Below are 24,194 nucleotides of genomic sequence, written 5' to 3'. Positions count from 1 at the left end.
TTACGTACAATATTTGTATCGTTTTCTTTTTCCTTCAGGAGCCATGCATGCTAACCCTGCACAATGTTCATAAAGTGTTCAGCACGCCGCAGGGGCAATTGACGGTACTGAATGGCATTGACCTTGAACTGGGTGAAGGTGAAAGCCTGGCATTGATGGGCGAGTCGGGCAGTGGCAAATCCACCCTGCTACATCTGGCGGCAGGGCTGGATGTGCCGGACCAGGGCACCATCAGTATTGCCGGGCGACCACTTTCCGAGCTTAACGAGACAGCGCGGGCAGAGTTACGCTGCCATCAGCTGGGGCTGGTGTTTCAGCAGTTTCATCTGGTGCCGAGCCTGAATGTTATCGACAATCTACGCTTACAGGCCCGGCTGGCCCAGCGCGAATCATCAGAGTGGACCGCGCACCTGATCGAACGCCTGGGGCTTGGCGGAAAGGAAAACGTTTACCCCGAACAGCTTTCCGGTGGCCAACAGCAACGCCTGGCCATTGGCCGCGCGCTTGCCGTGCGCCCTCGCCTGCTGCTCGCCGATGAGCCTACCGGCAACCTCGACGAACACAGCGCGGATACTGTGCTTGCACTACTGCTGGATCTGGTGGCCGAAACCCGCTGTGCCCTGTTGATGGTGACGCACAGTGCCCGGGTCGCGGCACCCCTTGACCGGCAACTGCGTCTGCAACGCGGTCACCTGCAGAGTAAACCGGCATGATCTGGCGCGTGCTACTCACCCTGCTGGGCCATTACCGTCGCCATCCTGGCCAGTTGGCCATGCTGCTGCTGGGTCTGTGGGTCGCCAGCGCCCTGTGGAGCAGTGTGCAGGCGGTGAACGCAACGGCCAAGGACAGTTACGCCCGTGCCAATGCGCTGTTCAGCGCCGACGTTGACCAGCTCACCCGCCGTGATGGCGCACCCCTGACCCGTGAAGACTACCTCACCCTGCGGCGGGCAGGCCTACCCGTATCCCCCCTTCTGGAAGGTCAACTGTCCGTTGGCGAGCAGCGTCTAACCGTCATCGGCATGGATGCGTTCAGCCTGCCCAGCGACAACCTGCTGGGTGAAAGCAGCGTCGATAATTCACTGACGGCCTTTCTGAGCCCACCCTGGCAAACCCGGCTGGCACCCGACACCTTAACGGCCTTTGGGCTTTCTTCCACACAAGCCACAGGGGCACAACCTGCGTTGAAGGATGGACGCAGGCTGCCGCCACTGGCGTTAAACCCGGACTTACCGCCGGATACCCTGGTGATGGATATTGCCGCAGCCGCGCAGCTGTTGGGCAGTGGCAGACAGATAAGCCAGCTGATCACTCCACCAGAGGCTCTGGTCAGCGCCCCGGACGGTTACCGCTTGACCCGGGCAGCGGCCATTGCATCCCCAGGCCAGCTGACTGACAGCTTTCATCTTAATCTCACGGCGCTGGCGCTACTGTCTCTTGTCGTGGGGCTGTTTATTGTCCAGGCGGCACTGGGCCTGGCCATGGAGCAGCGCATGGCTACGCTGCGCACGCTGCGGGCACTGGGTGTTCCCGCCAAAGTTCTGGTGACGGCGATTGGCTTGGAGTTATTGCTGCTGGGGATGCTGGGCGCAGGGCTAGGGCTGGTCAGCGGCCTGTGGCTGGCTGGTCTGCTACTGCCTGATGTTGCGGCAACGCTGGCATCGCTTTATCAGGCCGATGTCAATCGCCACCTGGCGCTACCCTGGCATTACTGGCTTGGCAGTATCGGCGTAACGCTGGGCGGTTTGTTGCTGGCAGGAAGCAGCACCCTGTGGCGGGCGGCACGCCTTAACATTCTGGCCCTCGGCCAATCTCAGGCCTGGCGACAAAGCTATCAGCGCCAGCTAAAGCACATGCGACAGGCCAGCCTGGTAGTGGCGTTACTGGCGGCGGGTTTGTTGGTATGGCTCGGTCTTCAGCCACCGGGGGAAGGCCTTCTCGGCAGCTTTGCGCTGGTCGCGACACTGCTGTTACTCAGCGCCCTGACCTTGCCTCCGCTGCTCAACGGCCTGTTGCACCTTGCGCAGAAAGGCCTGGCCAAACGCCCGCTGGCGCACTGGGCGGTGGCAGATTGTCAGCTACAGCTGCCGCGGTTATCGCTGGCCATGATGGCACTGCTGATTGCCCTGGCCACCAACCTGGGGGTAAGCAGTATGGTCGGCGGGTTTCGCCTGACCTTTCTGGATTGGCTGGACCAGCGTCTGGCCGCTCCGCTTTACGTTAACGCCTCGCCAGCAACGCTTGCTCCTCTGCTTGATTGGCTGGAGGCTCACCCCGAGGTGGCAACCACCTTGCCCACGGCAAACGGAAATGCCCTGCTGACGCAGCACAACGCCCAGGCAGGACAGGCACGTGAAGTGGCACTTTTTGGCATCGCGCCAGCCCCCTTTCTTACCGCCCAATGGCCGCTGCTGGAAAGTGCTGACGGGCAGGCCAACGCCTGGGCCGCTTTTTCTTCCGGCAGCGTATTTATCAACGAGCAACTAGCTGTATCTGCACAACTGGCACCGGGCGATCGGGTGTCACTGGAAGGTCCATACGGGCTGGTCGATACCACCATCGCGGCGATTTATCCGGATTACGGCAACCCCAGTGGTCAACTGCTGATGCCAACAGCACGGTTACTTAGCGAGTTTGACGGTGAACTGGCGTCTATTGGCCTTGCCACCCGTGAAACGACCGACTCAGCGGCCTTTCGAGAGGCTCTGACTGAACGCTTTGACCTGAGCCCACAAGCCATTATCGACCAGCAATCCGTCAAACAGCTGGCCACCCGGATATTCGAGCGCACTTTTAGCATCACCCGCGCGCTGAATGTATTGACGCTGGGCGTAGCCGCGCTGGCACTGCTGGCCACCTTGCTGGCTCAGGCCCGCGAGCGCCAACGGCAGGTGGCACCGCTATGGGCCATGGGGGTTAACCGGCGCACCCTGGCCTGGATTCCCCTGTATCAACTCGGCGGCATGGCGCTGTTAACCGCCATGGTGGCCATGCCACTTGGCATCGCCATCACCTGGGTGCTGGTCGCCAAAATCAACGTCGCCGCCTTTGGCTGGCAGCTGCCGTTAACCCTGTTTCCCTGGAGCTTTGTCATCACCCTGGCAACCGCCGTGGGGGTTGCCTTGCTGGCCGCAGCGCTACCAGCCATCAAACTATGGCGCACCTCACCCCGCGCCGTTCTTAACGAGGCAGGCGCATGACATCGCTTTATCGAAGGCTATTATTCACAGCCGCTGGCATGGTGCTATTATCCGGCTGTCAGGAGCCTCAGGACAGCAGCGCACCGCAAGGGTTTGCCGGCCTTGGCGCCGATGCCCAGAACTATGCCGAGGCCAGCGCCACGACGCCGCTGACTTTCCCCGCTGACCACGGCCCTCATCCGGATTACCGGATTGAATGGTGGTATCTCACGGCAAATCTTGAGGATGAACAGGGAACGCCGCTGGGCCTGCAGTGGACGCTCTTTCGTCAGGCGCTGATGCCTCCCGAGGAACGCCCCGACCCTGCCCCCTGGGCAATCGATCAGGTCTGGATGGCGCATATGGGGATATCCCAGGGTGCTACCCACGTCGCTGCCGAACGCTTTGCGCGCAGCCACAGCGCCTTTGACGACGGCCAAGCAGGAGTTGTAGCGGCACCCTTTGAGGCCTGGATTGACGACTGGACATTGCATACCCCGGCGAATCGCTCGCCCGCTGACAACTTCACTACCTTTGAGTTGAAGGCTTATCAGGGCGAAGGTGAACAGCGCAGCGGGTATCACCTGCATCTGCAGGCTGAGGGCCCGCTAGTGCTCCATGGGGAAAACGGTTTCAACGCCAAAACGGTGCAGGGCCAGGGGTCTCATTACTACAGTCAGCCATTTTTACGCATTACCGGGCAGGTCACTCTGGCGGGAGAAACGCGGAATGTCAGCGGGCAGGGCTGGCTGGACCGCGAATGGAGCAGCCAGCTGCTATCCGCCGAACAAAGCGGTTGGGACTGGTTTTCGCTGCACCTCAACGATGGCCGCAAGCTGATGGCCTACCAGCTAAGAGGTGGCGGTGAGCAAGGCGGTGACTATACCTTTGCTCACCTGATCCAGGCAGATGGCAGCACCCAGCTGAAAGGTGCTGGGAAAGTGACATTAACGCCGCAGGCAACCGATACCGTTGCAGGGCGCGAGGTACCCACACGCTGGACGATGCACCTACCGGAAGGCAACCTGCACCTGGAGATTCAGGCGCGCCACCCTGACCGCTGGATGTCGACCTCCGTGCCTTACTGGGAGGGCGACGTGGTGGTTCGCCATGCCGACTCCCAGGCCACCATGGGAGTTGGCTATCTGGAAATGACCGGCTATTAGGTCCGTTGACAGGCAACTAGGCGTTCAAGGTTTCGCGAATATCGCTTAATAGCTGATCAAGGAGTTCTGTGGTCGTATTCCAGGCACAGACGAAACGTGCCCCTCCCGCCCCAATAAAGGTGTAGAACGTCCACCCTTTGGCTCTGAGCGCATCAATGGCGGTGAGAGGAAGCTCCACAAAGACACTGTTCGCCCGTACGGGAAACATGAGAGAAACGCCTGGCAGGTCACGCAAACCATCGGCCAGGTAACGCGCCATGGCATTCGCGTGTTGAGCGTTGCTCAGCCAGGCGCCACTTTCAATCAAACCTAGCCAAGGGGCAGCGACAAAGCGCATTTTGGACGCCAGCTGCCCGGCCTGCTTGCAACGGTAGGCAAAATCTTCCGCCAGATCGCGGTTAAAAAATAGAATCGCCTCGCCAAACGCCAGGCCGTTTTTAGTGCCCGAAAAACACAGCACATCGACGCCCACCTTCCAGGTCAACTCTGCCGGCGACATATCCAGCCCCGCGCAGGCATTGGCAAAACGTGCGCCATCCATATGCACGCGCAGGTCATGCTTATCGGCCACGGCACGAATGGCAAGCAACTCTTCACGAGAGTAAACCGTCCCGACCTCAGTAGCCTGGGTCAGCGATACCACCTTGGGTTTGGGGTAATGGATATCACTGCGTCTTGTGACCAGAGATTCAATACCTTCGGGTGTGAGCTTGCCGTTCGCCCCAGGGGATGTCAGCAGCTTGGCACCGTTGGAGAAAAACTCTGGCCCGCCGCATTCATCGGTTTCGATATGGGCCAGTTCGTGACAGATCACACTGTGGTAGCTGCGCCCCATGGCGGATAGCACAAGTGAGTTGGCTGCGGTGCCGTTAAAAACAAAAAACACGTCGCAGTCGTAATCAAACATCTCTCGGAAGCGGTCGGCAGCGCGCGCAGTCCAGCGGTCGTTACCGTAGGCAAGGTCATCATCCTGGTTCGCTTCAAGCAAATACTCCATCGCCTCGGGGCAGATACCTGAGGTATTATCACTGGCTAAAAAACGCGGGGTACACTCCGAAGACATAGCGATATTCCTTTATAAACAGATCATTGTTTTAGCATCGGCTGGGTGCCACCGTTACCAAAACGCCAAGCGAGATTGTCACTTGGCGTTAAATCAGTCTATCGCTATTCAGGCACCTACGTCACCCAAGCCCTTTAAACAGCAAGGCGGCAGAGCTCTGCGAACGTTACACGATCTACCTTGCCCGCACACCTTGCCAGTCTTCACGTTCCAGCGCTGGGTTCTCTGCTCGAAAGCCTGCGTAGAGCGCCACCCCTTGCTCATCTTCCAGAAGTTCGACGTGTACGCCCTTTTCACGCAGCAACGCTTCCGTTCCGGAGGCGTTGGTTACATCGCCGATCACCACGCGTGACACCCCACGCATATATAACAGCGTGGCACAGACCTCACAGGGGCTTAGTGAGGTGAACAGTGTGGTCTGAGCAAAGTTAACCCGCCCGGCATCCCGCATGGCGGATGTTTCGCCATGGTTATAGGGGTGGCTTTCCTGAACCAGCGTATTATGCCCTTTGCCCACAATCCGGCGTGTTTCATTATCAATAATGACAGCCCCAATCGGGCAGCCGCCCTCATTGGCACTTTTCTGCGCCAGTATCACCGCCATACGCATCAGATCGGCATCAGTCAGGCGCTGCGCAAAACCATCGTCCATTAACGCATCAAGATGCTCAGTCGGCATATAAGCAACCGCTTTTAATGCCGCCTCATTCATCATCGTTGTCGTGTTTAATAAAACGCCGTCCGGTGTCGCGGCCATAAGCTACCCCCTTTTGGTGATCTGTCATTTTGGCGGATCATCTTCAAGAATCTGATAAAGCGAATCTGATAAAACTAAAAAATCATAGCGTCAGCAAGGCATTATGACGCCTGGGCCAGACGCGTGCGGTGCTGCCACATCAGTAATACCAGTGGCAAAAGAGATAGCGGTATCAACCAGAGATTCAGAGCGGCCCAACCAAAAGCACTCACCAGAGGGCCTGACATTAGCGCGGTTAAGGCAACGGTGCCAAATACACAGAACTCGTTAGCCGCCTGCGTACGGGCTTTTTCTACCGGTTGGTAGCTTTCGGTCAACAACCCCGTTGCGGGCAGGAAGGTGAAGTTCCACCCTAAGCCAAGCAGGATCAGCGAGATATTAAACCCTGCGAGGCCCGCCTCAAACTGGGCGGCGAAAGCGCTTCCAATCAGCAATAAACATCCCGCCGCAATAACCCGTTTGGCACCCAAGCGCGCACTTAAATGCCCGGTAAAAAATGACGGTAGAAACATGGCAACCACATGCCACTGAATCGTCATGGACACATGATCAAAGTGATGCCCGGCACCCGCCATGGCCAAGGGTGTTGCCGTCATGGCCAGGTTCATCACACCGTACCCCACCATGGCAGTCACCACGGCGATAATAAACGCGGGCTGTTTGAGTATTTCACCCAGTGGTCGAGGTACGCCGTCGGCATGCGTGGCACGTAACGTCGGCAATCGGGTGACGCTAAGTATGATCAACGCCAGACAATATAAAGCCGCCAGCCCGATAAAACTGCCTAAAAAAGGCACATCCCCCACTTCGCGGCTGATACGCGCAAGCCAAGGGCCAGCAAAGGCGGCAATCACACCGCCTCCCATCACCAGGCCAATGGCCTTATCACGCAATGGGGCAGGCGCCGCCTCAATCGCCGCAAAACGATAAAGCTGACCAAAGCCAATACCGACCCCAATCAGCCAGGTGGCCAGGAGAAACAATCCAAAGTGCGACAACACCAGCGCCTGAGCCGCCAGCAGCGCCCCCGCAAGCCCAATGAGATTGCCCAGCAGAAAGCCACGCTTACGCCCCAGGCGCCCCATGATCAACGACGCCGGAATCGTCGCGCACATCAGGCCCAGCCACTGGGTGGCCACCGGCGCGGTTGACCAGGTAGCACTGGGCGCCAGCGCAGCACCAATCAGCGGAGAAATCGCTATCAGCAGGATATTGCCACACACTAATAGTGCCTGGCACAACGACAACAGCATCACGGTGACGGGCATACATCGGCCTCTGTTTTCTCTATGAAAGGAGAAATACCTGATTGCAGGTTGTTGTTTTACAAAACGCCTACATAAACATCAGCACGTTTTAAAATAATTTAGCATCTTAAATTATTCACCAGATCGTTTATCGCCCTGTATCGACGCTACGCGTTCGGAGTGACTCTGCGGTGAAGAAGATAAGAAAGCTTACTCTGGCAGTCTCCCCTCCCGCTTTAGTCGCCGCCTTACCCAGTGATCATAGGCGTAGCGCAAGGTGTGCCGGATACCCGGCAGGCCAATTACCCAGGCCAGCGGTTTCAGGCGGGGAACCCGGCGCATCAAGGCGATATAGGCAGGGATGCCTTCCTTTATCTCGCCGTTGGCTTCTTCAATATGCAGTGACATCAGTGCGGCTTGCGGGTCAATGCCTTTGCGGCTCAGCTCGTCGTAGTGTTCGTTCAGGTCGCACCAGATAACGTCACGCCCCGTTTCTCCTGCCCAACGTTCATAGCGAGCCCGGTCTCGTCGGCAGCCTGGGCAGGCACCGTCGTAATAGACCTTCAGGCGAGGTAAATCGGGCATAATCAACTCCTCAGGAAATATCCTGGTGGCCGTAGAGCCTGGCGTCCTGGTGCGCACGGTCAACATGTTCAAATTCCAGGCTGGAATGGCCAATACCAAAATGTGCTTTTAGCTGCGTTTTAATATCCGTCTTGATGCCTTCCAGATTTCGCCAGCTCGCCTCACTGATAACCACATGACAATCAAGCGCCGCCTCATGTTCCTGCATCTGCCATAAATGAACATGGTGAACATCTTCCACGCCATCCAAGCAACGCATCAACTCAATCACCGCCTGACCGTCAATCTCGGGCGGCGAACCCAGCATCAGGGTTCGAATCGGCCCGCTAATTTCACTCAGTGCCAGATAGAGGATGTAGAGCGCAATGCCGATAGTAATGGCTGGGTCAACCCAGCGCAGATCAAAAAGCAGAATCAGGCTACCGCCGATAATGACAGCAATCGAGGCAAAGGCATCCGACAGGTTATGCAGGAAAAGCGCTCGAATGTTGACGCTGTTTTTCTGCATCGACCAGGTCAGCCAGGCCGTCAAGGCATCTATCAGCAGCGCAACACCACCGATAATGACGATGGGCCAGCCCTGAATCGCCGGCGGGTCGACCATACGCATCACCCCTTCGACCATCAAATAAGCACCCATCAGAATCAGCGTGGTGTAGTTGATCAGCGCAGCGACGATCTCGATACGGCCATAGCCGAAGGTCATCTGCGCATCCGGCGGGCGTCGCGCAATTTTACGTGCGGCAAAGGCAATGACCAGCGCGGCCATATCAGAAAAGTTATGCAGCGCATCGGCGATAAGCGCCAGACTACCCGACATTATGCCACCGACAACCTGAGCAACGGTCAGAAGCCCGTTCGCCCAGATGGCAATGCTTACACGGCGGTCCCCCGAGTGGGGGTCCAGATGAGGGTGATCGTGTTCCATTAAATACCTGACGAGTGGTTAACATTAAGCCGCGTTAACGCGGCTTACCATCATGATGGTAAGCCGCTTGTTACTGTTGGCGCAGGGTTACAGCTTAACGGTAGGGTCGCCAAAGCCCTGGGGCACATAGAGATTATGCTCGCCCAGGTTTTTTACATCGGTTTCGCCACAAAGCCCCATGGTGACATCCAGCTCTTTATGAATGATTTCCAGCGCCTTGGTGACGCCCGCTTCCCCGGCAGCGCCCAGGCCATAGGTGAAGGCGCGGCCAATGTAAGTGCCTTTGGCCCCTAGCGCGAGCGCTTTCAGCACGTCCTGGCCGGAGCGAATCCCGGAATCCAGATGCACTTCAACGTCATTGCCAACGGCATCCATAATGGCTGGCAACATGCGAATAGAGCTGACCGCACCGTCCAGCTGGCGTCCGCCGTGGTTAGACACAATGATCGCATCCGCACCAACTTCCACCGCGCGCTTGGCGTCGATTGGGTCCATGATGCCCTTGACGATCAGCTTGCCGCCCCACCATTCCTTGAACTGCGCAATGCGCTTCCAGTCCAGGGAGACATCAAAGGCCTCTGATGTCCAGGTCGACAGTGACGACGGATCGGTCACCCCTTTGGCATGGCCGACAATATTGCCAAACGAACGGCGCTTGGTTTTCAGCATTTCAAGCCCCCAGGGGATCTTGGTGGCCATATTGGCAATCGAACGAGCCGTCAGCTTGGGCGGTGCAGACAGCCCATTCTTGATGTCTTTATGTCGCTGGCCCAACAGCTGCAAATCAACAGTCACGACAATCGCCGAACAATTGACCGCCTTGGCGCGCTCAAGCAGTCGGCGCATGAAATCGTCATCCTTGAGCGTATAAACCTGGAACCAGAACGGCTGGGTGGTGTGCTCAGCCACATCTTCAATGGAGCAGATCGACATGGTGGAAAGCGTGAACGGAACGCCAAATTTCTCGGCAGCTCTCGCCGCCTTGATCTCACCGTCAGCGGATTGCATGCCGGTCAACCCTACCGGCGCCAGCGCCACCGGCATGGCCACGTCTTCACCAATCATCTGGCTGCGCGTGGTACGCCCTGACATATCCACGGCGACACGCTGTTTGAGATGGATATGCTGGAAGTCGCTGGTATTCTCGCGAAAGGTCTGCTCTGTCCAGCTACCGGATTCTGCGTAGTCGTAGAACATCTTGGGCGTACGGCGTACATAGTGACGTCGCAGATCTTCAATATTGGTGTAGACCGGCATGATTCGCTCCTGTTAATCATAATTCATGAAGTATATCCCACACCCAATGGCTCATGAATCGTAAGTTGGGCGACGTCTACCATTGGCTAGGTGCTAGCCGTTAAAGCCCGATAGCGCCACGCCTTAGCCAGTCATGCACAAACGCCAACTTATGCCGCGCATGATTGGAAAGCACAAACGGATAAATATCCGATAACCCCATGGAACGATTTACATGATTGATGCCAACGGTCAAGGATGCGGCAATCGACACCAGCCGGTCAGTATCGGGTTCGGAATAGGGATGCCAATTGGTGTCGGGGATCTGCGGCGATGTCAGCCCCGTGGCAACAAAGCTGTCAGCGATATCCGTCAGGTGCAGCAGATGGGCAACAGTCTCCGCCCAGTCCTCATGCGGGTGAGCCGACGCATAACTGGTGAGGTAATACTGATTCCAGCCACTCGGCGGGCCGTTTTCGTAGTGATGACGCAACGCTGCCTGGTAGTCGATTCGCTCGTCACCAAACATGGCGCGAAACGCATCCAGAAAATCTTCACGCAGGCTTAACCGCCACCACAGCATATGGGCAATTTCATGGCGCATATGGCCCATCATGGTGCGATAAGGCTCGTCCAGCGCCTCGCGACGCGTAGTCACCAGTACAGGGTCTACTTCCGCCACACTGATGGTTACCACACCTTCAGCATGGCCCATGGGCACCGGTGTCGGCCCCTCAGCCAGAAGATGAAAAACGGGCGGCGCACCGGGGTCTTCAGGACGAAACCAGTGCCAGTTGCCCAGATTATCCAGCACCCAACGCTTGGCCATCTCGGTCTGTGCCCAATTCGGAATGGCATTGTGAATCGATGGGTCCGGCGCCAGCGCCGTCATCGCACAGGCGCGGCAGAACTCACCTTCTTTTGGGGCTATCCAGTTACAGCCAATACGTTCCCGATTGGCACAAAACGGTGGCATGGGCAGAAAAGCACGCGCCTGAGGATCATAGGCAACGGGCGCGCCATCTCCCGTGGCAAGGTTATCGAACCAGAGCATACCGGTTCCTAACGGGTTGTCAAAAACGCGCATGTGAGGCATCCGTAAAAAACATGAATTTTCATGATGTGCGGTCAATTCAATTTGTACAAGCGCTTTTCCCTGCTCGGTGTGCGTTTCTCTCGAGTAGCGGCGAATAGCATGACAAAAGATTCCATTTAAACGCTTGCCGCCTGGTCATCCTTTCGAATAACGCCTGATACAACTAGCGGATCAAACGTTTCTTTATGTTAATATTAGTTTCCATTGCAGTTGTCATATCATTACCCAGGGTTAACACGACTTAACCCAAGGATATTTTTATGCAGTCACTTGCCATTGTTCTGGTAGAAGACGACGAAGGCGATGCAGGGTTGATCCGCTATCGCCTGAAATTCAGTGGCAACGACCATCAACTGACATGGGTTAAAAGCCTGGCGGCGCTGGGTGAGCATCTTGAACGTACTGAGAATGCGGCTGATGTCATTCTGCTAGACCTCAACCTGCCCGACTCGACAGGACTGGAAACGGTTTCCCGCTGTAAAGCGTTGGTTCGCGACATTCCTATCGTGGTGTTAACCGGCCATGACGATATGAAGTTTTCGCTGAAAGCGCTGGAAGCCGGTGCTCAGGATTACCTGATCAAGCATAAGCTTGAAGACGCCGACCTCCTGCGCGCCATTCGCTATGCGATAGAGCGTCATCAGCTGGAACGTCGCCTGCAACAATCAGAAGAGTTGATGACCGCTGCGATCGAAGGCGGCAACCTCAGCATATGGGAATGGAACCTTAAGTCCGACCGCTATTTTAATAGTGAACGCCTGCTGGAAAACCTGGGGTTCCGAGTGGACGATCCCGACTGCCCAACACTGGCCTCACAGTGGATGGACAGAATTCACCCTGACGACAGGCCTGCCCTTCAGCAAGCGCTTGAGCAACATTTACAAAAAGGGGCCAAACGTTATCAAAGCGAGTTTCGCTTCCAACATAAAAAAGGCCACTGGATCTGGCAGTTTGCTTCCGGTCATGTGGTTAGTCGTGATGTTGAAGGCAATCCTGAACGTATGGTGGGCATTCAACAGGATATTTCTGAACGTAAGGCGATGGAAGAGCAGCTACGTGATCTCGCCATGCACGACCCTCTCACCGGGTTGCTCAACCGACGCAGTTTTATGGAAACAATGGATCGGGAATATGGCCGAGGCAAGCGCAATGAGGATCACGTCGTAGGCATTCTGATGCTTGATATTGACCATTTCAAGCAGGTCAATGACACCTATGGCCATTCCATTGGCGACGACATTCTCCAGGTATTCGCTACCACCATTAGCGATAACCTGCGTGAAACAGATGTGTTTAGCCGTCTTGGTGGTGAAGAGTTTGCCATCTTGCTACCGGATACCGACCCCGAAGGGGCCATGCATGTGGCTGAAAAGCTCCGCGCATGCGTTGCCGCCATTCAAGTACCGATAAATGGCGAGCAAATCAGCATCACGACCAGCATCGGCGTGGATCAATTACAACCCAGTGACAAGCGGCCCGATGGTGCATTAATTCGCGCTGACGCTGCGTTGTACATGGCCAAACAAAGTGGTCGTAATCGTGTTTGCCATCAGCACTTGGAAGCCGATGGGGCCCCCGCCGCAGTGGCTAATTAAGCGATGTTAGAGTCATTGTGGCACGCATTGGAACAGCAATACGCTAGTAGCCTCTGGCTAATAGCAGGCCTGATAGCGGCCTTGCTGCTGACAAATTTATTACTGTTGATTTTCTGTCTACGTAAGTCACGCTTATTCAAGCGTTTCGGTTCTTTATTCTACTTTTCTTCCAGCGCCAAAAAAGCACAAGCACATGCCGACGACGCGATTGCGCAGACCCGCAAACACGCGGCACTGCTGCCTGGTATGTTGTACCAGTACTGGCTTCATCCAGACGGACGATCCACCTTTCCCTATGCGAGCCGAGGCATTGAAGACATCTATGGGGTAACGCCGGAACAGGTCAAAGACGATGCCAGCGTCGTCTTCTCAGTCATTGACCACGAGGATTTTGATCACGTTGCCGCCACTGTTCATCAATCCGCAGAAACGCTGACCACCTGGCATGCCACTTATCGAGTCAATCATCCCCGCGGCCATCAGCTTTGGGTAGAGGGTATCGCCACACCCGAGCGGCTGGAAGATGGCAGCACTGTCTGGCATGGCTATCTGCGCGACGTCAGTGAGGAATACTCCACTCAACTCCAGCTGGAGCAATACCGTATCTCGCTGGAGCGCTCCAACAAGGAATTTGAACACTTCGCCTATGCAGCTTCCCACGATTTACGCCAGCCACTGCGCATGGTGACAAGCTACGCCCAGCTGCTGGAACGCCATCTGGGCAACGAACTGGATGAAGAGGCTAACGTGATGCTGCACTACATGCGTGATGGAGCGACGCGCATGGATAACATGCTGCTCTCACTGCTTGATTACTCCCGCGTGGGTCGCAAAGGTCAGCCCATGCAGCAAATGTCGCTCAAAATGGCCATTGACGAAGCGCGACATTTTCTTCGCCCCGCCATCGAAGACGCCAATGCGCAGCTAACTATCGATAAAGAGTGGCCTGAGATATATGCCAGCCCGGACGAAATGACCCGGCTGTTCCAGAACCTGATCTGCAATGCCCTCAAATATCGGGCACCGGATCGCGCCGTGGATGTTGGCCTGCACATTGCCCCGCTTTCGGATCAAGACGCCTGGCAAATCACCGTCAGCGATAACGGGATCGGTATTGCCCCCGACCAGATTAAACGCCTGTTCAAGGTCTTCCAGCGCCTACATACTCACGACCAGTACGACGGTACCGGCGTAGGCTTGGCCATCTGCCGCAAGATCGTTGAGCGTCATGGCGGTGAGATCAGGGCGGAATCCGATGGCGAAGGCCGAGGCAGCCGCTTTGTCTTCACTCTTCCCAAGCTGATTCAACAGGGTAGCAGTTGATGCGCTACTGGAAGCGGTTTTGGCAAGCCTTGACGGCCATTCTCAGCCTATCGATTGTCTCCCTCAGCTGGGCCGCTTCACTGGATTTCGATACGTTTTTCGAAGAACACTCTACGCCGATGTGGATGATTGCGGTCGACAGCGGCGAAATTCTCCGCGCAAACGCCGCCGCGAAATCGTTTTATGGTTTTGAACGTCTGGAAGGCAGGAATATCAACGAGATAAATATGCTCTCGGCGCAGCAGATCAATGCAGAAATCAAACGTACGGCCGAGACAGAGCGCAATCACCTGTATTTTCGCCACCGGCTAGCCGATGGTTCCGTCAAGGTCATGGGGGTCTATACCGACCGTTTTAACGTCAATGGACGCAATGTACTGATCTCATCACTTTATGATACCAGCGACTTTGAAAGCTCTGCCGAACGTCATTATATCGAACGCGTTGAAGAACAGGTCGATTTGCAAACCGAACAGCTTCAGGCCTCCCGCCAACGCATCTTCTGGCTGGCCGCGATCGCAACCTTATTACAGCTCGGCGTTATTAGCGTACTTATCATCATCCTGCTACGCCTGCACCATTCACAACGCGAAAATCGTCACTTGATTGATGAGCTGTCATTTCGTAACCAAGAACTACAGCGTTTAAACCATGTCATGGCACATCATTTTCAGGAACCCAGCCGACGGCTGGTAAGTTTTGCCCAGCAACTAAAACGCCAGGAAGGTGACTTCTGCAATGAAACCACCCGAACCGCCGTGGGCTTTATCGATAGCCAGGCACGCCGACTAAGTAATCTTGTCAATGATGTTCAGCATTACCTGAGCCTGGATAGTATCGAGCCAAGCATGCAGAACCTTAGCTCTAATGCCTTGATTGAAGAGGTTTACCGTTCGGCGCCTCAGCTAAAGGATGCCTACAAGGCCGATGTTCTGGAAATTTCTCCTTCACTACCTGACGTGCACGCCGACCCACGTCAACTTAAGATGATTTTCCGCGTGTTATTGCATAACGCCTGGCTTTACCGTCATGAAAGCCGTTCCCTGAAAGTACGTATTTCCGCCCGCTGCATTCATGACCGGGTAAAGTTCTGGGTTGAGGATAATGGCAGCGGTATTGCACCGGAATACCGTGCCCAGGTCACGGATATGTTTTCTCGCCTGATGCCCAACAATGAGCAGTATCCAGGAACTGGCATGGGGCTGGCTCTGGTGGTGAAAGCGCTACGTAGTGTCAACGGTCAAATGTCTATCGAAGATGGGCTGCAAGGCGGCACCGCCATCATTTTTGACTTACCCGCAACGAGGTAATGTATGCCGGATGAAACGAATCAATTCGTTGTATTGCTGATAGAAGACGAACCTGCTGACGTACATTTGACTCGCATGGCTTTCAAAGAGGGGCGCCTGCCAATAGAAGTACATGATGTCGGCGACGGCGTGGAAGCGTTAGCTTTCCTGCAGCAAGAAGGTAAATACCAGGACGCTCCGAAGCCTGACTTGATCCTGCTTGATCTCAATATGCCCCGAATGGATGGCAAGACCTTTCTCGAACGCTTCAAGCAGCTTGATAAAATCAGCCGTATTCCAGTGGTTGTACTGACCACCTCTGAAGCTGAAAGCGACATTCTGGAATCTTATGACCTGGGTGCTTGTGGCTTTATCGTCAAACCCGTGGATATCGACCAGTTCATCAACTCCATACAGGCATTGGAAGATTACTGGTTGACGCTGGTTGAACGCCCCCAATGACACACACCAGGTCATAACCGAACTAAACCGACGAAATAAAGAGTGAGGAGTGAGGAGTGAACCAAGTGTTTATACAGGCACTTACGCTTTACACACTCGATTACGCCCTCCCTCTTTGGCCTGGTATAACGCACGGTCAGCACGCTTGACCAGGTTCTCCGCATCTTCGCTATCACACTGGCATTGCGCCACGCCAGCAGAAAAACTAACCGTTAACCGCTCATCCGCAAAGCGCTTGGTATTTACCTTATGACGTAGCCGGTCCAGTGTCTCAAAGGCATCATCCAGATTGATACCAGGCATCACCAGAAGAAACTCCTCGCCTCCAAGCCGTGCCAGGGTGTCAGTCTCACGCACCGAATCATTCAGAAGTGTGCACATTTCCACTAGCACGCTATCACCCGCGCCATGCCCATAGGTATCATTAATTGCCTTGAAGTGATCAATATCAAAAATTGCTATACACAAAGGCGTCGTATATCGCTCACACCGCTTGCGTTCTTTTTGAAGATATTTCAACCCTGCCCAGCGATTTAACAACCCGGTCATCTCGTCATGATGGGCAAGATACTTCAGACGTTTTTCTAACGTTTTACGCTGAGTAATATCATTAACATAAGTCACCTTGTAAGGCTTTTCGTCTTTCCCGTATATCAAGGTGGCGTAGGCGAGAATAGTCAGATAGCTGCCATCCCGGTGGCGAACCTGCCATTCCTGACTAAGTTCATGATTTTCAGAACCTTGCATGAACTTATCGTGCAAGGCAGACAGTACCTCGCGATTGGCATCGGTTGTCACCATGCTGAAATGCTGCCCGAGCAGTTCTTTTTCACTGTAACCGTAAAAACTGCAATAGGCTTTATTGACCATCACGAAATGCCCGATTCTATCTGTCACACAGATACCAATCGGAGCCGCGTGAATCATCCGGCTCATATTGTCGTCAGCAGGGGAAAAGTCCGCATTCCGGGCTGTTTTTTGTGTTTGTTTACTCATTACAGACTCGTTTCCCTGAAGACAACCAAAACTCACGTTAGCATATATAACCCTAGCACAAACAATCTTAAAGAAATTTAAGATCTGTTAGGTATTCAGCGCTCAATTATCACCATTCAATGGTCGAAAAAAGGCCACTCAAAAGAGTGGCCCAAAGCTCGTGCAGCGAGTCTTCTTGCTTTACGGCGTCACTATAATCTTCACTTGCGCCTTGTCATTAAGCAGCGCTTCAAACCCTTGATCGACTATCTCCTTCAGCGGGATGCGCTGGGTCACCATATCCTCAGCGCGGAAGTATCCTTTTTGCATTAATGCCATCACTGCCGGATAGATATGCCGATAGGCAATAATGCCTTTCATGGTGCGTTCCTGAATGACCAGATCATTCGGCTGGAAACTGGCCTCTCTCTCCCAGATGCTAACCACCACGGTTTCACCACCGGCGTGGGTACTATGCAATGCTTGATTTAGCACTGCCGGAATACCGGTCACTTCGAAGGCTACATCCACGCCGCCATTGCTGAGTGATTGTAGCCTGGCAACGGCATCCTCCTGCTCGGGGTCGATGACCACAGCGCCCAGCGCTTCCGCCTTGGCTTTGCGCGAGGAAGATATTTCCACCGCGTATATCTGCGCGGCACCGGCCGCTTTCAGCGCTTCAATGGTCATCAGGCCAATCGGCCCTGCACCGAACACAGCAGCGCTATCGCCCGCTTTCAGGCAACTCTGGCGCACCGCATGCAGCCCCACGGCGGCAGGCTCGACCAAAGCGCCCTGTTCAAAGCTCAGGTCATCCGGCAACACATGCACCATGTGCTCGCCCATTACGGTGAACTCGGAAAACCCGCCACCACCGCCGGAAAGACCGTGAAAACCCAACAACGGCGTCAGGTTATAGCGATCCATCAAATAAGCGCCATCCTTATTGGGAGAAAGAATCGGCTCGATGGCCACGCGGTCACCAACCTTGACGCGGGTGACCTTATCCCCCACTTCAACCACTTCACCGGCAAACTCATGCCCCATGATAATCGGTGCTTTGTCACCGCTAATTGGGTGTGGCTCATCCACCGGAATAAAAATCGGCCCCGCAGCATACTCATGCAAGTCGCTGCCGCAAATACCACACGCCGCCACCTTGACCTTGACTTCATGGGGGTCGCGGATGCCTGGAACCTCGACGGACTCAACGCGAAGATCTCTGGCAGCGTACCAAACGGCTGCCTGCATGCTGGTTTGACTCATATCAATATTTCCTCACTGTTACGCTGTGTGATGGACGGGCTGAAGGCCATAGACAGGGGTATCAATCCCTTCCATCCGCGCCTTCAGCTGCAGGGCCAGGTAATGCGAGTAATGGCGAGACTGATGCAGGTTGCCTCCGTGGAACCACAGCGCCTCCTGCTGGGTCGGCTTCCACATATTGCGTAACTCGCCTTCCCAGGGGCCGGGGTCTTTCGTCGTGTCGGAGCCCATTCCCCAGCATTTACCCACTTTGTCAGCCACGTCCTGGGAAATCAGGCGTGCCGCCCAGCCGTTCATGGAGCCATATCCAGTGGCATAGACAATCAGGTCAGCCTCCAGCTCGCTGCCATCGCTCAGGGTAATCGAGTGCGGGTTGATACGCTCAATACCCACGCCGCTGCGCAGCTTGATATCACCGCTGGCGACCAGATCACAGGCACCTACATCAATATAGTAGCCTGAACCACGGCGCAGATATTTCAGAAACAGGCCGGAGTCGTCATCGCCAAAATCAAGCATAAAGCCGGCATTTTCGAGCTTTTGATAAAACTCGGCATCGCGTTTACGCACCGTATCAAAAGCCGGGCGCTGAAAGTCCGGCAGCACCTTGTAGGGGATCGAAGCAAACAGCAGGTCCGCCTTCTCATGGGTCAGGCCGCTTTCTACGGCTTCTTCAGAATACAGCGGCCCCAACACCTCCTCCATCAAGGAGTCAGACTTGACGATATGCGTCGATGAGCGCTGCACCATGGTCACATCGGCACCGTGTTCCCAAAGCGCAGCGCAAATATCATGGGCCGAGTTGTTGGCCCCAATGATCACGCATTTCTTGCCTTGATAAGCATCCGGCCCCGGGTGCTGGCTGGAATGCTGCTGTTCGCCTTCAAAGGTCTCGGCCCCTGGAAAATGAGGCACATTCGGCATCCCTGACATTCCCGTAGCCATCACCAGCTGCTGGGGGCGAAGCGTAATTTCCTCGCCATCACGGTTAACCTTGACGACCCATTCACCTGCCGCTTCATCGTAATGCGCACCCTGGCACTCCGTGGAACTCCAGTAATTCAGCTCCATCACCTTGGTGTACATTTCCAGCCAGTCGCCCAACTTGTCCTTGGGTGTAAATACCGGCCAGTTTTCAGGGAAGGGAATATACGGAAGGTGGTCGTACCAGACTGGATCGTGCAGGCAGAGTGACTTGTAACGATTGCGCCAGGAGTCGCCTGCTCGTGGGTTGCGTTCGATGATGATAGTGGGAATATCCATCTGCTTGAGGCGTGCCCCCAAGCCTATACCGCCTTGGCCGCCGCCGATCACCACACAATAGGGCTGGCGGGTATAGCCTAACTCGGCCTCTTCACGCGCGCGGCCTTCCTGCCAGGTTTCACGCTGTTTATTGGCGCCATGCTCAGCCCCTTTCGGGCGATCGTGCTTGCGCGGCTCAGGGAAGTCATTTAGCGCCTGCATGGTGGTCAGTAACGTCCAGCATTTGCCATCTTTCAGGCGCAGATAACCTTTGCCCGTCGCCACGGCGGTTTTGAAACTCACCCAGCCTTCGCAAATTGTGTCGTTTTGGGTCGCCTCACCTTCCAGCTGCCAGGCGGAGGGTTGCGTATGGGCGAGCGTTGCTTCCAGCATGGCTTGTATTTTTTCCCGACCTTCACTGGTTTTCAAATTCCAGGTAAAGGTCAGAAAATCCCGCCAATAGCACTCATCTGCAAAAAGGGCGGCAACGCGGGGAATATCTTCTGCCTGAAGGGCATTGTCGAATTCGCTTAACCACGCACGAACCGTTTCAGTGGCATCTTGTTGTGTTATGGATTGTTGTTGAGACATTGGGCGTACTCCAGTGGAATATTATTGTTGTTTGGGAAAAACGTTATTTGGCAAAGCGCTGTTAAAAATGCGTCGTGTGAAACCACACCATGCACTAAGCAGCTAGCGTGCCAACTCACTAATAAAACAAGTAACCCATTGAAAAATTAACGTTTAACTTCCCTTCACCCAGTTCTCCAACTCCCCTGCAGTAGTGAACACCTGTCAAACTGTTTACACCCAGCTGTTACAGGTGTAACTCCCCGACTAACGGCGTAACGCCTGTCCGTTGACTCCTGCGCTAGAGCGCATAGGCTGATCGGATACCAATAACAACAAATGCCACCCACTGCAGTGAGCTTTCCGAGGCAAACGTCTATGCATACGCCCATGCCAGCTCGTCTTCATGCTGAACAACGCCAGCATATAGAACACATCTTTCAGCTTGGCGAAGGGTTAGCGACTTCCAATGCGCCCGCTCAATCTACTATTCGCCGTTCATGGCTACGCTGCCTGAATGAATACCGCCTGGACCCTACCCAGCCGCGCCCGGCACGTGTGGTGCCTCAGCAAACCCTGATTGAGCATCGTGAATCGGTTGATGAACTCTTGCATGTGGCGCGCGCAGGGGTAGAACAGCTTTATGGTCAGGTCGCCCAGCTCGGCTATGCCCTGCTGCTCACCGACCACCGTGGCATTACCGTCGAGTTCCGCGGCGACCCGAATCAAGATACACAGCTACGTCAGGCAGGCCTTTACCTGGGCGCGGACTGGGATGAACGCTTTGCGGGCACCTGTGCAGTAGGCACCTGCCTGCACGACCGCCAGGCGATTATCTGTCACCGCCAGGAACACTTTGATGCTTCGCATATTTCGCTGACCTGCACGGCCGCACCCATCACCGATCCTCAGAATAATGTGATGGCCGTGCTGGATATATCCAGCCTGCACTCCCCCACCCAGCATGAAAGTCAGAACTTCAGCCTGTCGCTGGTGACGCTTTATGCAAGAATGATCGAAGATGCCTACTTTCTGCAGTGTTATCGTGACTGCCTGATCCTTCGTCTGGACACCTCAAGAGAGTTTGTTCACGTCAACGGGCGCGGGCTGATCGCCATTGAAGAAGATGGCCAGGTGATTGCCGCCAATGCAGTAGGGCGCGAACTGATACAACGTCACCAGCAGCGCTGGCCGCCCTGGTCGGCGGGCCAACCTTCGATGCTGGAAGCCTTGTTTGAATGCGATATCAGCGATGTGCTCAGTATTAACAGTGCTACCCATGATCAGGTGCGTGCCTTTCGTGCCCGTGCCGACGACACCATTCACTTTATCAGCCTGCTGGAACCACGCCGCCCACGCCCCCTTCAGCCATTAAAGAGCGCACAAGCTGAGCTGCCTGAACCATTAGCCCGCCTGGGGGATGACGACCCAGCCATCCGCAAGGTGCAGAAACTGGCCGAACGGCTACGTAATGAAAGCAGCGTCAATGTCCTCATCAGCGGGGAAACCGGCACCGGCAAAGAAGTCGTTGCTCGTGCTCTGCATGACAGTGGCCAACGCGCTCATGGCCCCTTTATCGCCGTTAATTGCGCTGCCATTCCCGAAGCGCTGATTGAAAGTGAGCTATTTGGTTACGAAGCCGGCGCTTTTACCGGCGGGCGGGCTAAGGGTATGCGTGGATTGATTCCGCAAGCCCATGGCGGCACTCTGTTTCTGGATGAAATTGGCGATATGCCGCTGGCGTTACAGACCCGCCTGCTCAGAGTACTGGCAGAAAGAGAAGTCATGCCGCTAGGTGCCAATGCACCTATTCCTATTGATGTTCGCGTGATTACCGCCACCCACCGCGACATTGATGCCATGATCCAACAAGGCAGCTTTCGTGAAGACCTTTACTACCGTCTAAACGGTGCACAATTGCGCCTTCCCGCCCTGCGTGAACGTGCTGACAAACGCTACGTTATCCGCCAGATTTTCGATGAACTCGCCGCTGAACGCCCCCATGAAACACCACCGCGCCTGCGTGCCGACGCCATCAGCGCCCTGCTCGCCTACGCCTGGCCAGGCAATATCCGCCAGCTGAAAAACGCCCTGGGGTTTGCATTAGCCACCGCTGAAAATGCGGAAATCACCGTTAACGACTTGCCGGAACAATGCCTGAGCCAACGCATCACCCAGCAAATGGCGTTTCAAGAAGAAACCATAGCGGCTAGCGAACAAGCGCCAGATGCCGAGCTGACTGCACTGCTGCGCGAACATCAATGGAACATCAGCGCCGTAGCCCGTGTACTTAAGGTTTCCCGCCCCACCATTTACCGGCGTATGCAACGCTTAGGGGTGACACCACCCAACTGGCATGGATAACAACAAGCGGTGGATTGCACAGAGCCTAATACGGCAGTATTTCCTTAAGGGAGCGAACTTCGAAAAGATCAGAGATGCCGAGGTGCGATGAGAGGTCAACAAGTTAAATGACCGACCTAGAAAACGTCTCGGCTATAGAACACCGGCACAGATGCTTTTGGTTGAATATTCGTAAGCGATCCAGTAACGACATCTAGGCAGGCACTTTTCAAGCAGGTAACGTTTCCTTCCAGTGCCAGGGGAGCAGCGTACTGAGTTCATCATCATTGAGCGTGGGCAGCGTTTCGAAGACGTACTGCAGGTAGTCATAAGGCGAGAGGCCGTTGGCTTTGGCTGTTTCGATCAGGCTGTAGATTGCCGCGCTCGCTTGCGCTCCGCTTGGCGTGTGGCTGAACAGCCAGTTCTTGCGGCCGACCACGAAGGGGCGGATGGCATTTTCGGCCGGATTGTTATCCAGCAGGATGCGACCATCATCAAGGAAGCGGGTCAAGCGCGGCCACTGGCCATCCAGGTAATACAGGGCTTTCCCTAGCGTGCTTTTGGGCAACACCTGAGCTAAGGACTTATCGAGCCAGGTACGCAGTTGGGTGATCAAGGGTCGGCTCTGTTTGTCGCGTAGCGCCTGACGCGCCTCCGGCTCCAGTGACCGGGCCTGTTTTTCAACGCCATAGAGTTTGCTGATCTGGTTCAGCGCCCACCCGGCCTTGCCGGTTTTATTCTTCGGCTGCGCTTTCTGAGCCTCGATGAACTTGCGGCGAGCATGCGCCCAACACCCGGCATGAGTGATGCCATTACGCCGCACGACTTCGGCATAACCTTCATAGCCGTCGGTGACCAGGCAGCCGTTGTAATCACCCAACAGGCGTAGGGGCACGCGCCCGGCACGGCTGGGGTCATAGTCGAACAGCACTACCTGTTGTTCAGGTGGCCCACCGCGTTGCACCCACATGTAGGAGTTGGCACTGGCCTTACGGCCTTCTTCCTGATTGACCTGCAGGGTGGTCTCATCCATGTGGATCAGCGGGGCGTTCAACAGTTGCTTACGTAACGTCTCTATCAGCGGTAAGAGGCGCTCGCCTGTCTGCACCATCCAGCGCGCCAGCGTGTTGCGCGGCAGATGGGCACCGTGGCGGGTAAATATCTGGCTCTGCCGGTAAAGCGGCAAGGCATCCTGGTATTTGGCCGTGGCCACGTACGCCAACAAGGTAGCACTGGCATTGCTTTTGGGCAGGAGTTTGGCCGGTGCCGGGGCGGTCTTGACGTTTTCTTCGCAGGTTGGGCAGGCATATTTACGCCGCACATGACGGATCACTTCCACCCGGGCGGGTACCACGTGAAGCTCTTCACTGACCTCTTCACCGATGACCTTAAGCTCGGTACCGTCCTCAGTGCAGCAACGTTCGGTGTCGCCCAGCTCATGAACCACCTCGACGCGAGGCAGTTCAGGCGGCAAGGCGACACGTCCGCCGCGGGTACGCTTTTTGGCCGTGGCCGTGGCATTATCGGCCGATATGTCATCAAGAGTGGCGTCCTGCGCCTGAGCATCATTAGCTTCCGCGCCGTCTTCATCGACGATGAGTTCGGCCTCATTGATCAGCAGATCTCCCTGCTGGATGCCGTACTTTTCTGTGGAAGGGCCGAACGTGCGTTCCAGCGCCAGTCGGAACTGCTCATAAAGGGACTGCTTCGTCGCTTCCCACTGCGCCTCTTTTTTCTCCATCAGGCGATGAAGTTGAGCGTTCTCATCTTGCAGCGCCTGTATTTGGCGCTGCAGTTGAGAGACGTTTTGGGCGGGGGAAGCGGTGTTTTTCATGCGTTAAAGTGTATCAAAAAGCCCGTTGAAAGTAGAGCA

The 24,194-nt window shown here is 55.4% G+C and carries 19 protein-coding genes and 1 pseudogene; 9 read left to right on the top strand and 11 right to left on the bottom strand.

Annotated features, from left to right (window positions below; translation table 11 throughout):
- Positions 1-47: 47 nt before the first annotated feature.
- Genes ACU6TU_RS02960 through ACU6TU_RS02950 form a run of 3 tightly spaced genes read left to right on the top strand, consistent with a single transcriptional unit; the run spans position 48 to position 4,344 of the window.
- Complete coding sequence (locus tag ACU6TU_RS02960) at positions 48-713, top strand: ABC transporter ATP-binding protein (RefSeq protein WP_447143104.1); 666 nt, start codon at positions 48-50, stop codon at positions 711-713.
- A complete protein-coding gene (locus ACU6TU_RS02955; protein WP_447143103.1) occupies positions 710-3,199 on the top strand; it encodes an FtsX-like permease family protein in 2,490 nt (829 codons plus the stop codon). Before ACU6TU_RS02960 ends, ACU6TU_RS02955 begins: the two co-directional genes overlap by 4 nt.
- Positions 3,196-4,344, top strand: a complete 1,149-nt coding sequence (locus tag ACU6TU_RS02950) for a lipocalin-like domain-containing protein (RefSeq protein WP_447143102.1) — start codon at positions 3,196-3,198, stop codon at positions 4,342-4,344. The genes ACU6TU_RS02955 and ACU6TU_RS02950 overlap by 4 nt, the downstream gene beginning before the upstream one ends.
- A 16-nt stretch (positions 4,345-4,360) precedes the next feature.
- Here ACU6TU_RS02950 and ACU6TU_RS02945 read toward each other — a convergent pair whose 3' ends face one another.
- The 7 genes from ACU6TU_RS02945 to ACU6TU_RS02915 all read right to left on the bottom strand — a co-directional run bounded on the left by ACU6TU_RS02945 (position 4,361) and on the right by ACU6TU_RS02915 (position 11,247).
- Positions 4,361-5,407: a threonine aldolase family protein gene (locus ACU6TU_RS02945; RefSeq protein ID WP_447143101.1), complete on the bottom strand. Its 1,047-nt coding sequence runs from the start codon at positions 5,405-5,407 to the stop codon at positions 4,361-4,363.
- A gap of 175 nt (positions 5,408-5,582) precedes the next feature.
- A complete protein-coding gene (locus ACU6TU_RS02940; RefSeq protein ID WP_447143100.1) occupies positions 5,583-6,164 on the bottom strand; it encodes a nucleoside deaminase in 582 nt (193 codons plus the stop codon).
- 101 nt (positions 6,165-6,265) lie between these two features.
- Entirely contained in the window at positions 6,266-7,432 is a 1,167-nt protein-coding gene (locus tag ACU6TU_RS02935) for an MFS transporter (protein WP_447143099.1), read from the bottom strand.
- Between the two features lie 189 nt (positions 7,433-7,621).
- On the bottom strand, positions 7,622-7,996 hold the full coding sequence (locus ACU6TU_RS02930; RefSeq protein ID WP_447143098.1) for a thiol-disulfide oxidoreductase DCC family protein: 375 nt from the start codon (positions 7,994-7,996) through the stop codon (positions 7,622-7,624).
- A 10-nt stretch (positions 7,997-8,006) separates the two neighbouring features.
- Positions 8,007-8,924, bottom strand: a complete 918-nt coding sequence (locus ACU6TU_RS02925) for a cation diffusion facilitator family transporter (RefSeq protein WP_447143097.1) — start codon at positions 8,922-8,924, stop codon at positions 8,007-8,009.
- A gap of 87 nt (positions 8,925-9,011) precedes the next feature.
- Positions 9,012-10,181 (bottom strand): alpha-hydroxy acid oxidase, encoded by a 1,170-nt coding sequence (locus ACU6TU_RS02920; protein WP_447143096.1) that lies wholly within the window; start codon positions 10,179-10,181, stop codon positions 9,012-9,014.
- Between the two features lie 100 nt (positions 10,182-10,281).
- Positions 10,282-11,247, bottom strand: a complete 966-nt coding sequence (locus ACU6TU_RS02915; protein ID WP_447143095.1) for a zinc-binding metallopeptidase family protein — start codon at positions 11,245-11,247, stop codon at positions 10,282-10,284.
- Positions 11,248-11,516: 269 nt separating this feature from the next.
- Between ACU6TU_RS02915 and ACU6TU_RS02910 the strand changes: the two genes are divergently transcribed.
- Genes ACU6TU_RS02910 through ACU6TU_RS02895 form a run of 4 tightly spaced genes read left to right on the top strand, consistent with a single transcriptional unit; the run spans position 11,517 to position 15,925 of the window.
- Positions 11,517-12,851, top strand: coding sequence for a diguanylate cyclase (locus ACU6TU_RS02910; protein WP_447143094.1), 1,335 nt, complete (start codon positions 11,517-11,519; stop codon positions 12,849-12,851).
- A gap of 3 nt (positions 12,852-12,854) precedes the next feature.
- Complete coding sequence (locus ACU6TU_RS02905; RefSeq protein WP_447143093.1) at positions 12,855-14,174, top strand: sensor histidine kinase; 1,320 nt, start codon at positions 12,855-12,857, stop codon at positions 14,172-14,174.
- Complete coding sequence (locus tag ACU6TU_RS02900) at positions 14,174-15,484, top strand: sensor histidine kinase (protein ID WP_447143092.1); 1,311 nt, start codon at positions 14,174-14,176, stop codon at positions 15,482-15,484. Before ACU6TU_RS02905 ends, ACU6TU_RS02900 begins: the two co-directional genes overlap by 1 nt.
- A gap of 3 nt (positions 15,485-15,487) precedes the next feature.
- Positions 15,488-15,925: a response regulator gene (locus ACU6TU_RS02895; protein WP_447143091.1), complete on the top strand. Its 438-nt coding sequence runs from the start codon at positions 15,488-15,490 to the stop codon at positions 15,923-15,925.
- A gap of 81 nt (positions 15,926-16,006) precedes the next feature.
- Here ACU6TU_RS02895 and ACU6TU_RS02890 read toward each other — a convergent pair whose 3' ends face one another.
- From ACU6TU_RS02890 to ACU6TU_RS02880, 3 genes are all read right to left on the bottom strand, one after another.
- The gene (locus ACU6TU_RS02890; RefSeq protein WP_447143090.1) at positions 16,007-16,921 is read right to left on the bottom strand and encodes a GGDEF domain-containing protein; all 915 of its coding nucleotides are present in this window, start codon (positions 16,919-16,921) and stop codon (positions 16,007-16,009) included.
- A 180-nt stretch (positions 16,922-17,101) separates the two neighbouring features.
- On the bottom strand, positions 17,102-18,166 hold the full coding sequence (locus ACU6TU_RS02885; RefSeq protein ID WP_447143089.1) for a 2,3-butanediol dehydrogenase: 1,065 nt from the start codon (positions 18,164-18,166) through the stop codon (positions 17,102-17,104).
- An 18-nt stretch (positions 18,167-18,184) separates the two neighbouring features.
- On the bottom strand, positions 18,185-19,999 hold the full coding sequence (locus tag ACU6TU_RS02880; RefSeq protein WP_447143088.1) for an NAD(P)-binding domain-containing protein: 1,815 nt from the start codon (positions 19,997-19,999) through the stop codon (positions 18,185-18,187).
- Positions 20,000-20,356: 357 nt separating this feature from the next.
- On the opposite strand from ACU6TU_RS02880, the gene ACU6TU_RS02875 reads away from it, so the two are divergent.
- Both ACU6TU_RS02875 and ACU6TU_RS02870 read left to right on the top strand, forming a co-directional pair.
- A complete protein-coding gene (locus ACU6TU_RS02875; RefSeq protein ID WP_447143087.1) occupies positions 20,357-22,342 on the top strand; it encodes a sigma-54-dependent Fis family transcriptional regulator in 1,986 nt (661 codons plus the stop codon).
- Between the two features lie 25 nt (positions 22,343-22,367).
- A pseudogene (locus tag ACU6TU_RS02870) lies at positions 22,368-22,517 on the top strand (IS30 family transposase); the annotation flags it as partial.
- A gap of 33 nt (positions 22,518-22,550) precedes the next feature.
- On the opposite strand, the gene tnpC reads toward ACU6TU_RS02870, so the two are convergent.
- Entirely contained in the window at positions 22,551-24,155 is a 1,605-nt protein-coding gene (gene tnpC, locus ACU6TU_RS02865) for an IS66 family transposase (RefSeq protein ID WP_447143086.1), read from the bottom strand.
- Positions 24,156-24,194: the final 39 nt, after the last annotated feature.

The sequence above is a fragment of the Halomonas sp. LS-001 genome, from assembly GCF_052983955.1.
The sequence above is the reverse complement of the archived record's forward strand: the minus strand, read 5'-3'. Positions and strand labels throughout refer to the sequence as shown.